Genomic DNA, 11824 nt, shown 5'->3' with positions numbered 1-11824 from the left:
ACCCACCAGCCGACGCATCACCTCGTCAGAGGACTCGGCGCAGAACAGCCCCATCGCGATCACGTAACGGATCATCACGTGCGCCGGCAGCCGCCGGACCCGCTTCTCACGCCGCCCGCTGCGGTTGAGGATTTCTTCCAACAGATCCCGGTTGAACCGGGCCGACACCACCCCGAGCCCAATGTGATCGGTCAACCGGCCCTGCGGCCGCAGCGACTCCACCCCAGACAACGTCACGCCACAGCACCGTACCGGCCGAACGACCCCTCGTCAGCTCACTGAACTGACCAGCACTAATGCCCTAACTTAATGGCATTGAACCAAGAGCCGAACCAGCTTCAAATTCCGGCCAACGTCAGCACGTGATCGAAGCCGCGAAGCTGGGCAGGCGAACTCACCATCGGTAGCACCAGGGCCGGTACCCCGGCGGCCACGGAACCGCCATCGCCGCTGGGGTGGTCGCCCACCATCAGCGTCCGATCTGGCTGTGCCGCCAAGACGTCGAGTGCGGTGCGCCAGATCCGTACATCGGGTTTGACGAAGCCGACCTCGTAGGAAAGAACGAATGCATCGATGTAGCAGTCAAGCCCGTGCCGGGCAAAGCATTTGCGAATATCCCAGCCGATGTTGCTGACCACGCCAAGGCGAATGTTGCGGGCACGCAGCGCGGCGAGGGTGGATGACGTGTCCGCGTACGGCTCGAGTGCTTCGGCGTGGGTTTCGTGCAGCGCTCGCGCAAACGGCAGGTCCACCCCACGGATTTGCTGCAGGACCGCCAGAATCGCCCGGTCCCACACCTGTGGGTCCAAGTCCCTGGCGATGTGAGCAGGGTCCGTAGCCGTTGTCCGCAACAACTCAGCGAAATCCGCGGCGATGCGCTGCGCCTCACTGGCGGCCACCTCCCGGCCGATCAAGGCCGCCGCGCTGCCAACCCAGCGGTTAGGGTCCCGGGCGAACAGGGTCCAAGCGAAATCGAACAGGACGGTTGTCGCGGGTTTCGAAGGCACCAAGGCACCCTAGATCAGCAGGACGATTCCCGTGAGCCATGAAGCCGGCACGATCCTCGAACGCCACGACTGGGTCATCGACCGGCCGGCCCACGTGGAGACCCGCACGTTCTGGAGCACCGTCTTCGGGGCGCGACTGATCTCCGAGTCGGGGTTCGGCGGCCGGTCAAGCGACATCGACCTCGCCGGCTTCGTGCAGGTGAACCCGTACCCGCAGGCCGGGCAGCCCGTTGCGCCGGCTACCGCTCGCCGAGACGGCGACCAACCGGCCGTCGACGGTGGCGTTCAGCGCAACGAGGTCTTCCGCGTCACTCAGAGCCGGAAGCTTCGCCACCCGGCGGCATTGCAGCGTGCGTACCAACGTCTTCAATCACTCCCCGGGTCGACCATGATCGTAACGATGCGATTGGAAGTCGCCCCGTACACGGTGACCCACGGCCGCCCGACAGCCGAGCACTCAGCGGCAAACCCGTAGATCAAGATCGTTTGTGTCGTCCGCACCCCAGCCTGTCGGGGCCGCCGGGTGGTCAACGGTCCGGCGCCCGTAATTCCTCGATCAACGCCACGATCGCGGGATCCATCGGCGCTCGTACGTCCGTAGGTCGCGTGACCTCGTCGCCCTGAGGGTCGTAGATGGCGTCCTCGCGGGCGCGCGGTCGCCGCGCAACGTGTAACTTGCGAACGGGCGAGATGAGGAGGAGACAGGTGACTGCTGGTGGCTTCTCGTCTAAACGGCTGGCTCGGGTGCGAGGACTGATCGAGCGTCACGTCGACGCCGGCTTCGTCCCGGGTGTGGTGGCCGTCTTCGCCCGCCACGGCCAGGTGCACGTCGAAGCAACGGGCAATCTCGCGTTCGAGGGCGCAGGGTCGAGGACGCCGATGGCGGGCGACACGATCTGCCGCATGGGCTCGATGACGAAGCCGCTCGTAGCCGCGTGTGCGATGACACTCGTCGAGGACTGCACCCTCCGCCTCGATGACCCGGTCGACGACCTCCTTCCGGAGCTGGCGGACATGACAGTGCTCGCCGATCCCAACGGGCCACTGGACAACACCGTTGAGACGAAACGCCCGATAACGCTGCGGGATCTGCTGACCTACACCCTCGGCACCGGCATGGTCCCTGCCGAGCCCGGAACGGTCCCGATCGCCGACGCGCTGGACACACTCGGCCAGCCGCCGCCGAACGAGTGGATGCGCCGGCTCGGCACGCTTCCGCTCGTCCACCAGCCAGGTGAGCGCTGGATGTACGACACCGCCGCCAACGTGACGGTCGTGCTCATAGCCCGGGCCACCGGCATGTCCTTCGGGGATGCCTTACGCGAGCGGATCTGCGATCCGCTCGGAATGAAGGACACCGCCTTCAGCGTGAGCGGCGAGAGCATCGGCCGGCTGGCGACGGCGTACGAGCGCGACAACGCCGCCACCGGTGAGCCAGTCGTCGAGGACGCCCCCGGCGGGCGGTGGAGCCGACCACCGGCGTTCGAATCGGGTGGCGGCGGGCTCGTCTCGACCGCCGACGACTATCTTGCCTTCGCGTCGGCTCTGCTCGCCGGCGGCACCCACCGCGGCGAGCGGGTGCTCTCGCGGCCGGCGGTGGCCCTGATGACCAGCGACCACCTGACCCCGGCGCAGAAGGCGGTCTCCGGGTTCTGGCCGGGATACTTCGACACCATGGGCTGGGGTTTCGGGATGTCGGTCCGTACCCACCGCACGCATCTGGGCCCATCGGTCGGGAGCTACGGATGGCCCGGCTTCTACGGCACCGCCTGGTACAACGATCCCGCCGAGGACATGACGACAATCTTCATCATGCAGCGGGCGCACGCAGGCGACCAGAGGCTGCCGATGTGGCACGACCTCTGGACCGCCGTCTACCAAGCGATCGACGACTGACCGCGCGGGCCGGAGAGAGCCACGTCCCGACGATCGTCGCCGTCGTCACGGGTTAGCCTGCCGCCGCAAGACCCGCCCCGCCAAAGCCGTCACCGTCGGCACCGTCTCAGTTGTCGTCTCACCTGCCCTGTTCCGGCGGTACGGCCGTCTACGCGGCGTAGTCGGGCTTTCAGCGAGCCGTCGGCTGCCCTGACGCTTCTGCGGGGCCGCCCTGGCGGGCGCGTCTGACAATGTCCACGCGCGGACGGTGCCCTTTGGGCACGGCACGGCCGCGTGCCAGGCGGTGTTGCTCGATGTTCGGGGGCTACGGCGAGGTGCCGGTCACGGGCGCCGGAGGGAACAGCCCACGAAGGGTCGGGCCGATGGCCGTGGCGAGCGTGCCGTCGTCGCCGGAGTGCAGGATCAGATTGACGACCCCCATCGCGGCGTGCCCGGTGCGTGCCTGGTCGGCCGCGATCGCGATATCAAGCGGGGGCAGCTCGGCGAGCAGTCGCCGGACCAGCACTCCTTCGCCCCAGAACGCTTCTGCCGGGATGGAGAGTCGGCCGAGCCACGAGAGCAGGATCACCGCACGGTCGACCGGTGCCGGCATCACGGTCGTGAGTCGTCGACGAATCTCGTCGAACTTGTCGTCCGACAGTTCGCCGGCTTGCTGGCCGCTGACGGTCACCAGCAACGGGTGCAGCACGGCAGGGATGCGACGGTCAGCCAGCTGCCGCTTGCCAGCCTTTCCGGCCGGCCGGAACTGCGGGCGGCCTTCGTGCAGATCGAGCAAACCGCTGAGGAATCTCGCAGCTCAGCCAGCGTCGCACGCCCGGGTAGCGGACCCCCGTCCTCGCCGCCCTCGACGATCCGTACTGCGCGCGTCCGTGACCAGACATCCTCAAGCCAGTCGATCATCACAGCTCGTGCCGTCAGCCTCTGTTGTCGGCAACCCAGTCGAGGAGTAAGGCGAGGAATCGGTCGGGCTGCTCCAGCGACGGCAGGTGGGCGACGTCCGGCCAGTCGACGCGGCGAACGTCGGTGAGTCCTGCGCACACTCGGTCGGCGCTGTCGCGGGTCGTGTCGAGGTCGTGACCACCGACCAGCACCAGCGTCGGCGCTTTGATGTCGTCCAGCCGATCCAACGCGGGCGGATCCAGCTCGACCTCGTCGACGTCTGCCCAGGACGCGGCGACCTCGAACGCCCGGCGCTGCATGCGTCGTACGAAGTCTTGGAAGCCGGGGTCGACCTGCGAGGCCTCCCGACGGGGACCGACGATCCAAGAGGCGATGTTGGCCTCGACGGCGGCGTCGATGTCGCCGACGGTGAGCGCGCTTCTCTCCGCGTCGAGGAAGGCCTTGAGGTCGTCGGTAAGTTCGGCCAGCAGGCTGCCACCCGGCGGGCACAGCAGGAGGGATTGAACGAGCTGCGGCGCCGTCAGCGCCACCTCGGATGCGACGCCGGCGCCGAGTGAGGAGCCCACGAGGTGGCATCGCCCGACGCCGAGATGGGAGAGCGTCGAGAGGACATCGTTGACGTGCGACAGCGACCCTTCTGGGGGCGCCGTCGATTCCCCGAAGCCGCGTAGGTCAAGCCGCACGACGTCGTATGCGCTGCTGATGCCCTCCCACTGGGGATCCCACATCCTACGGTCGGCGATACCAGCGTGGATCAGGACGATCGGCAGGTCGTTGGCGCCCACGGCGTGGTCGTAGGCGATTCCGAACGGCGTGATAGCCACAGGTCTCCTCAGGGTGGCTTGGGTCATCAACGATCCTCAGGCAAGCAGGACGACAGATCCGGGTACAACAGGTTTTCGGAGCCAGCTCCCCAGATCGCCTCGACTCGCCTCAGCACCGTTACTCAAACAGCCTTTGTCCAAGACGCCCAGGGCATCGGCAGAGGTGGATGCCGGGCATTCCAGCCGTCGCGGGCAGTCGGCGTCACGATTTCACTGGCTTGGGGCGTTGACGGACGGTCATTGTCTGGTCAGTCGAAGTCGTTGCCGGTGAGGACCCAAGCGATACCCTGCTCGGGGTCCTCCATCGCCAGGTGCAGGTACCAAATCTCGTCGTCGGGCTCCTGCCAGGCGACGCAGAGCAGGCGTTCGACAAACGCTGTGACGCTGTGGGGATCTGCGGTAGGCGTCGTTTCAGCCATGGCCGCGAGTGCCTTCCAGAGAGCTGTCCGCCCAATGGCCTGTCCAGTCCGACGCGCGTATGCCCCTCCACCGGTGGCCAGGTGCACCAGGCTGGAGTAGGTATCGGCGAAGCGTACCTGTGATCCCTCGCGCCCCCAGCGGCCCTGCCGCTGTTGACCTCTGGGCATCCTGGCCTGGTCGGTGGCCACCATCGAGGCTGCTTCCCATGCGGTGCCGTGGAACGCGTACGCCTTCGTGGCCGATGACAACCCGTCCAGGAGCGGCACCGCGTCATGCTGAGCCGACCGCACGGTGGTCGTGGGCAGCGGAATTGGCTCGGCCAGGTGGTTCGGAAATGCCCAAATGGTGCAGCCCGAGCTACCGGTCCGGTCATACTCGGAAATGTCCAATGTGCTGCGCCAGTTGGCGGCTTCCCATGCTTGAAGGCACAGCGGGGCGCCGAGCAGTTGTGCGTCAAGGTCGATGGCGTCACAAAGATCCTCGCCGTGCAGCACGCGTGTGTGGGCTACCAGGTGCCTCGTACGCGGGTTGGTCAGGTGTGGGGACAGTTCTCGCCACGTATGGTGCTGCGCTACAGCCTCCCACAGGGGTCCCGGGGGGCCCTTGTCGTCGTCGGGAAACAGTTCGGCAGCAGCGGCGGCGATCCCGGCTGGCGCCTCCAATGCCACGACGTGGGCTACCTCCCGCCGCTCGTCGACCGGCCCCGCATCGACTGCGGCAGCGAAACCCAGCAGGTCATGCCAGCGTCCGGCGTCGGCCAACAGGTCCAGGTTGCCGTACGAGACAGCAGGCGAGGTCACCTCGTCATCCTGCCGAACTGCAAGGAGTGCCGGCGCGTCAGGGGTATCTCCATAAGCCCTGATCTACCTGGCCATCAAGAACGGCGACGCTGTTCACGCTCCAAGAGGGCACCAGCTACCACCACTTTGGATACCATCTGAGAACCTTCTCCGCCGGCTCCGGTGCCCTCTGTCCTACGCCTGAATCACGCCGGCCAAAACCATGCGACCACTGGATAGTGAGCATGGCCGCACCCGTGAGGAGCCAGGCTACTAGGCCCCGGTGCAGCAACGGCCCGACGACGCCCGCTGCGAGGAAGAGCGCCCAGCCAACGAAAGCCGAGATCCTGCGAAGGCGGGCGTGCGTCACAAGTTGATCCTAGGGTCGCTACCGTGCGACGCGATGGCCCGCCGGTCGCTCTCCCCAGCGGCGTGAGGTGGGTGGCTATCTGGGTGACGAGGGTACGAGCGCTGGTGGACGTCCGCGGACTCTGATGGACGTCTGCCGCAGGCTAGACGCCCTTGGCGATGCAGGTCAGCGAGCCGTGTTGGTTGCATGGGGGCCAAAGAGTCACCCAGGGTGCCACCTGGTGTACTGCTGACGCCGCCGGGTGTTCCTGGTCAGTACCGTGGGCGGAAGTCCGGTCCGCTGCCGGTTGTGACCAATTCCCAGGCAAAGGCTTCCAATGTGACGTCTGTCCGGGCGCCGAAGGTCTTGAACAGTTCGGCGACCGGGCCATCCGGAAGACTGTCTGAGACGGTGGCGAACACCGTGGCGGGAGATACCCCGAGCTGCTGTGCCACGATCCACGGCAATGCCAAACCCACCATGAGGTCCCGGTCATCGTAGGGTTCCAAACATGCGGCGAGCCCTGTTGCAAGCAATGAACGGCGTAGTAGGTCGAGAGAGTTCTGCCTCAGCGCAAGTGTGGCGAGGCGGACGCCGTAATGCCCAAGGGCGAGTGAAGCAGAGGGATCAAGGGAACTGACGAACCTTTGATCCATGCCTCGCGCCGCACGTGCGAGGATAGCCTCCGCCAGCCGGTCCTGCTTCGCCGGGATCCTTTCCAGGTTGGGCCTCACTGGGCCAGGATGGCAGAGCTTGATTGTTCCGGCTACGCCCGACGTCGGGCCTGCGCGACCAGCCCGACGAGCTGCGGCGGGTAGCCGGTTAGCTGCAGGTATCGCGCGCCGTCGAGGGAGTGAAAGCCGGTGGCGACGAGGCCGGGTACGTAGCCGATGTCGTGCAGCCACGCCGCCGCCACGAGCAGATCGCGTTCGACAGGTTCGACCGTGACCGACAGTTCGCTTGCCCGGCGACCGACAGCCTGTACATGCGACCAGCGCTGGGCAGGCGGTGGGAAGTCGAGCAGGTCGGCAGCGAACTGTCGGGCTTGGGCGATGAGGTCAGACACTCCCCGAACGGTAGTCGCGCAGCGGACATTGCCCCACCCCATCGCGGGCCTTGCTAGGGCGTTTCAGAGCGGCGAAGCGTCCCTCCGAAGTCAGCCGATGTACGTTGTTGCCTGGTCGGCGAGAGCGTGGTCGATGCGGAGCCGCATCGACGGGTGGATGTCGAGCTGGTGTACTGCTGGCGCTCGATGTCATCGATGGAGCACGGCTTTGGGCGACGTGGGATGAGCCATGGCGTGCCGCAGTCCGAGGTCGACGGGAGGCGACACGGCAGGCAGGTCGACGGCAGTCACCGACGCTGACCGACAGCAGTATTGATCTTTGCAAGGCAGGGGCATCCCGACTGCGCGACCACGGGCATGATGTGCGGGTGGTCAACGAGCAAGAGGCGCGAAGCACGGCGGAAGAGACACTCCGGGCCATGTCCTCGAAACCCGGCGTGCCCCCGCTTGCGATTACAGACGTGGAGGAATACCCAGGCTGCTGGGTCTTCTACTACCAGTCCGTCCGGTACATCGAGACGGGATCCTGCCGAGACTCCGTCGCGGGTAACGCCCCGATTCTCGTCGATCGGAGCACGGGGCAGCCCCACGCGACCGGAACGGCCCGGTCGACCGAGTACTACCTCACCGAGTATGCAGATCAACGGCACACGTGCGAACTCTGTCGCTCCCCGGGTCCGAGGCCGCAGCTCTAGGTGCAGCGGCTCCATTTTGATCAACCAGTACATCGAGGGCGTCGCGCACCACGATCAACTGGCACCGATACGGGACAACTGAGGGCGAGGACGGGTGCCAAACGTTGAGAGAGGACGAGCGTCCAACCGACACGGTTGCGCCGACCAAGGCCCACCACACCACATCCCGTCGCCGCATGGCACCAGTCTGAATCGATCATGGGTGACCACGTGAGTGACGACCGGCACGGACGCCAACGGACAAGCCCGGACGCTGGTGGACCCTCCGAGGCCGCAGTGTGCGGAGGCAAGGCCGGCACGGATGACACCTGCATGGCTTGCATTGGGGGCAGCCAGACCGGTGAAACCTCCGTGATCCGTCTGGCGGCCTCGACCGCTGGCCGCACGCTCAGCGTCTACTCATTGGTGGCGGGCTGCGGCCCAGCGCGTGAACGAGAAGCATGCGGACATCCACTTCGTCCGCATGCTCGGCGAGCCTGGTGTGTTCGTCTCGCATCGACGCCGTTATCGTCGTTCTTGGTTGCGCTGCGCTGAACGTTGAGTGACCCTGGGTGCGCGATTTGTCCACGCTGCTCAACGCCACTGCACACGAGTAGCCAACGAAGGCGGTGTCATGGGTCAGGCTCCGCGGGCGCTCCAGCCGTCCCTGTCCGAGCGCCACTATTTTGGCGCCGAGCTTCGTCGGCTGCGGGAGCGCGCCAACCTCTCGCAGGCGCGACTGGGTGCCATGATCCGATACAGCGCCGACCTGGTGCGTCGCGTCGAGACAGCGGACCGATTCCCCTCCAGAGAGTTCGTCGAGGCCTGCGACAAGGCGTTGTTGACCGGAGGCACCCTGACGCGTCTGCTGCCACTTCTAGATAAGAAGCGGGCCAGCGCGGGCAATCTGATCGCTCCGCCAACCGGCACAACGGGCTTCAGTAGCCTGCACTCTTCGGAGACGGCGGGATTGGCTGACATGGTCGTCCGGATTCCATTCCAGCCAGGCGTCCTCGATCGCGCCGCCCTGGACTGGCTAAACGCTCCGCCGGGGCCCTGCCTGTCCGCGGCGGGACGGCCCAGCTCGACTGATCAGGTCTGCGAAGAGGAGCTTCTCTCCGCTGAGAACGCTCTGACCATGTTCCGCCAGTTGGACCACACCCACGGTGCCGGACGAGTCCATGCCCAGGTGCAGCGGTACGTCGAAGACGAACTGAATCGGCTGCTGGCGAACCCCCCGGCCTCGGAGGCGATCGGTCGGCACCTCTACACGCTGGCGGCCGGCTTCTTCGAACTGTGCGGGTATCAGGCCGTCGACACCGGCGCCCACGGTGTCGCGCAGCGTCGCTACCTACGCGCTCTACGACTGACGCAGGCAGCCGACGACCGCCTCTACGGCAGCTACCTACTCGCTGTGAACATTGGCCACCTGGCGCTGCACTGCGGACACCCCGAGCCGGCGCTACGGATGGCGCTCACGGCGGTGCGGGGAAGTGAGACCCATACGACGCCAGCCGTGGGAGCTGCGCTGCACGCCGTGGTGGCACGGACGTACGCCCGGCTGGGACGCGAAGGCGACTGCCTGACCCACCTCGACATCGCGGAGAGGCAGCTGGTCCACAGCAGGCCCGAGGACGAGCCATCGTGGATCCGGTATTTCACTCCGGCGTACCTCGCCGACGAGATCGCCCACTGCTTTCACGACCTGGGCCGACCGCAGCAGACCCAACGGCACCTGGGCGACGCTATTGCGGCGCTGAGCCCCACACACGTTCGGCGGCTCGCCATCGACACCGCGCTCCTGGCTTCGTCTCTGGCCGCCGCCGGCCGAATCGACGAAGCGTGCGCTGCTGGCCGGGCAGCGGTGGAGCATGCCACGCGGACCATGTCACACCGCTGCTTGCAGCGCATCGTCGAGGTACAAGCGGACCTTGAACCGTACCGATGCGAACCGGAGGTTCGTGAGTTCGGCGATTACGTGCGCGAGCAGCTACCGCTGGCGGCCGTATGATCTCCTCGACCAGTCGCCGCAGCGGCCACCGAACGGTAATGAGCCAGTTCCGCCTCAAGTGCCGCACCCGCCCGGTTGGACGTCGCCACGTAGTGACCGACATCGGGAAGTAGCAGCAAGTCGTGCGTCATGCTGAGGGCCTGCAACTCCTCAGCGAGTTCCCGCACATCCTCGGCCACGGCCACCTCATCGGCGGTGCCATGAATGAACAGCACAGGACGCTGGATAGCGGCGGCACGGACCCGGCCGGCGCCACCCCGCAGCCGCATGGCGTGCGCACGCTGAAATCGAGGCACGGTCTCCGTCCACCTTTCCGGATCCACGATCGCGGACACCGCGGTGGCAGCGGCGAACGGCCCGTCCTGAGCCACCGCCTGCAACGCTGTATATCCGCCGGCGCTGGCGCCACGGATGAAGACCTGGCCCGGCACCGCACGCCCTGTCGCCAGCAGATGGTCCGCCACCGCTGCGCAGTCACTGACGTCGTCCACGCCCCACCGGCCGTACAGCGATTCCCGAAAGGTCCGGCCATAACCAGTGCTGCCCAGATAGTCGACGTCCACCACGGCGAACCCGCGACTGGTGAAGAACTGCGCCTGCCAGTCCAGACGCAGCAGGCAGGAGGCGGTAGGCCCAGGATGAGCCCGAATGATTACGGGCGAACGCCAGTCTGCAGTCGAGCCCGTCGGCGGATACACCAGGGCCAACACCTCATGGCCGGCCGACGCTCGCACCCGCAGTTCCATTGGCGTGGACACCTCCACCCAGGCGAGTTCGGCGTGCTCAGATCGGGCAAGGACCTCCACCCGGGGGTCGTCGCCAGCCAGATGCACCAGCGCGACCTGCGGGGCCGCGGTCGGTGACGATCCGATCAACGCCAACGTCGTCCCCAGCGCGGCCAGATAGGGCTTGATCGAAGTGTATGGAAGGTTGACTGTGTGGATGGTGGCGTCACGCTCGATGACGATGAGGCGGTGTCGCGGCCCCTCCTGCACGACCACGGCGATCCGGTCATCGGCAAGAAAGTCGTATGACGCGTAACCCAGTTCCCACGGCTCCGCAGCACACTCGCCCACGATCGGTGCCACCGCCTCGACCGTCCGGCCGTTCCACCGATAAAGGTTCCACCAGCCGCTGCGATCCGACATGAAGTACAACGCCCCGTCAGGCCCCCACTGCGGCTCCACCGCCGACTCATTCGGACCACCGGCGACCTTCCTCGGGCTCCCGGTTCGATCACCAGACGAATACGAGGCAACCCACACCTCACACGCGTCCCACGGCATGTCGCAATCGCCCCAGGCGGTCCAGGCCAACAAGCCTGGACCCGGCCGAGGAGCGCCAAGGAACCCTTGAGATGCATGGATGGTCCGCACTTGGGGAGCGCCCGTCAGCGACGTCGCGACCAGTTCGTCACCCTGCGCCGATTCGCGCACCGCCAACAATTCGCCGTCGCCGACGGTCAGGTCTCCAAAGGACCCTTGGCTGATTAGCTCGGGCTGATCGCCGCGATGGCTTCGGTAGAGGCCACCTCCGCCGACACACCACAGGGCTCCCTCGGCGACTGCGAAGGATCCGCCACCGTATGCGTGAACCCTGCTGGTGACGTCGAACCCGTCGGGACCGATGTCATGCGCGCCCTCGCCGGGCCGCCACCTCGTCACTGCTCCGCGCCCGCCGCCTTCGGGGCGGGCCTCCAACCAATACAGGACACCATCACCCGCACGAAGCTGGTCATAGCTCACGGAGGCGCGGACAGCGTCCTCCAGTGGCACAGCGGCGAAGGTTTTCGCCAGCCTCACGGACCCTCCTCGAAGAACTCCGGACCGTGGCCCACGCTGCACGGTTCTCGCCAACCGGGCCCGAGGTGGCGGATCCCGAGCCGCGAAGAAACCTGT

Annotated in this window: 12 protein-coding genes and 1 pseudogene; 4 read left to right on the top strand and 9 right to left on the bottom strand. The window is 66.6% G+C overall.

Annotated elements, in window-relative coordinates; genetic code table 11:
- On the bottom strand, positions 1-237 hold a 237-nt coding region (locus ACIRG9_RS28225; RefSeq protein WP_402862320.1), incomplete at its 3' end, for a transposase domain-containing protein.
- A gap of 101 nt (positions 238-338) precedes the next feature.
- Positions 339-1007, bottom strand: a complete 669-nt coding sequence (locus tag ACIRG9_RS28220) for an HAD family hydrolase (protein ID WP_402862317.1) — start codon at positions 1005-1007, stop codon at positions 339-341.
- Positions 1008-1038: 31 nt separating this feature from the next.
- On the opposite strand from ACIRG9_RS28220, the pseudogene ACIRG9_RS28215 reads away from it, so the two are divergent.
- Positions 1039-1137: pseudogene (locus tag ACIRG9_RS28215) on the top strand (TetR/AcrR family transcriptional regulator C-terminal domain-containing protein); the annotation flags it as partial.
- A 36-nt stretch (positions 1138-1173) separates the two neighbouring features.
- On the opposite strand, the gene ACIRG9_RS28210 reads toward ACIRG9_RS28215, so the two are convergent.
- On the bottom strand, positions 1174-1341 hold the full coding sequence (locus tag ACIRG9_RS28210) for a hypothetical protein (protein WP_402862331.1): 168 nt from the start codon (positions 1339-1341) through the stop codon (positions 1174-1176).
- A gap of 299 nt (positions 1342-1640) precedes the next feature.
- Between ACIRG9_RS28210 and ACIRG9_RS28205 the strand changes: the two genes are divergently transcribed.
- Positions 1641-2903: a serine hydrolase domain-containing protein gene (locus ACIRG9_RS28205; RefSeq protein ID WP_402862314.1), complete on the top strand. Its 1263-nt coding sequence runs from the start codon at positions 1641-1643 to the stop codon at positions 2901-2903.
- A 304-nt stretch (positions 2904-3207) separates the two neighbouring features.
- Here the strand turns inward: ACIRG9_RS28205 and ACIRG9_RS28200 are convergent, their stop codons facing one another.
- From ACIRG9_RS28200 to ACIRG9_RS28180, 5 genes are all read right to left on the bottom strand, one after another.
- Complete coding sequence (locus ACIRG9_RS28200; protein ID WP_402862311.1) at positions 3208-3678, bottom strand: hypothetical protein; 471 nt, start codon at positions 3676-3678, stop codon at positions 3208-3210.
- 139 nt (positions 3679-3817) lie between these two features.
- Positions 3818-4654, bottom strand: a complete 837-nt coding sequence (locus ACIRG9_RS28195) for an alpha/beta fold hydrolase (protein ID WP_402862308.1) — start codon at positions 4652-4654, stop codon at positions 3818-3820.
- 221 nt (positions 4655-4875) lie between these two features.
- Positions 4876-5847 carry a hypothetical protein gene (locus ACIRG9_RS28190; RefSeq protein ID WP_402862305.1) on the bottom strand — a complete coding sequence of 324 codons (972 nt, stop codon included), beginning with the start codon at positions 5845-5847 and terminating at the stop codon, positions 4876-4878.
- A gap of 600 nt (positions 5848-6447) precedes the next feature.
- Positions 6448-6909 carry a hypothetical protein gene (locus ACIRG9_RS28185; RefSeq protein ID WP_402862302.1) on the bottom strand — a complete coding sequence of 154 codons (462 nt, stop codon included), beginning with the start codon at positions 6907-6909 and terminating at the stop codon, positions 6448-6450.
- 32 nt (positions 6910-6941) lie between these two features.
- The gene (locus tag ACIRG9_RS28180) at positions 6942-7241 is read right to left on the bottom strand and encodes an HD domain-containing protein (protein ID WP_402862299.1); all 300 of its coding nucleotides are present in this window, start codon (positions 7239-7241) and stop codon (positions 6942-6944) included.
- Between the two features lie 362 nt (positions 7242-7603).
- Here ACIRG9_RS28180 and ACIRG9_RS28175 point away from each other — a divergent pair, with 362 nt between their 5' ends.
- Both ACIRG9_RS28175 and ACIRG9_RS28170 read left to right on the top strand, forming a co-directional pair.
- Entirely contained in the window at positions 7604-7936 is a 333-nt protein-coding gene (locus ACIRG9_RS28175; protein WP_402862296.1) for a YrhB domain-containing protein, read from the top strand.
- A gap of 613 nt (positions 7937-8549) precedes the next feature.
- Positions 8550-9926, top strand: a complete 1377-nt coding sequence (locus ACIRG9_RS28170; protein WP_402862293.1) for a helix-turn-helix domain-containing protein — start codon at positions 8550-8552, stop codon at positions 9924-9926.
- On the opposite strand, the gene ACIRG9_RS28165 is transcribed toward ACIRG9_RS28170, so the two are convergent.
- Positions 9890-11728 (bottom strand): S9 family peptidase, encoded by a 1839-nt coding sequence (locus ACIRG9_RS28165; RefSeq protein ID WP_402862290.1) that lies wholly within the window; start codon positions 11726-11728, stop codon positions 9890-9892. The genes ACIRG9_RS28170 and ACIRG9_RS28165 overlap by 37 nt on opposite strands.
- Positions 11729-11824: the final 96 nt, after the last annotated feature.

Origin of the sequence: Micromonospora sp. NPDC093277 (genome assembly GCF_044765245.1) — a bacterium.
In the GTDB taxonomy this organism is placed as follows: Bacteria; Actinomycetota; Actinomycetes; order Mycobacteriales; family Micromonosporaceae; genus Micromonospora.
The sequence above is the reverse complement of the archived record's forward strand: the minus strand, read 5'-3'. Positions and strand labels throughout refer to the sequence as shown.

What these genes read in the sequence shown, in the direction of transcription:
- ACIRG9_RS28205 (WP_402862314.1), top strand. Translation starts at nt 1,641, where the DNA reads ATGGCGTCCTCGCGGGCGCGCGGTCGCCGCGCAACGTGTAACTTGCGA.
- ACIRG9_RS28195 (WP_402862308.1), bottom strand. Translation starts at nt 4,654, where the DNA reads ATGACCCAAGCCACCCTGAGGAGACCTGTGGCTATCACGCCGTTCGGA.
- ACIRG9_RS28170 (WP_402862293.1), top strand. Translation starts at nt 8,550, where the DNA reads ATGGGTCAGGCTCCGCGGGCGCTCCAGCCGTCCCTGTCCGAGCGCCAC.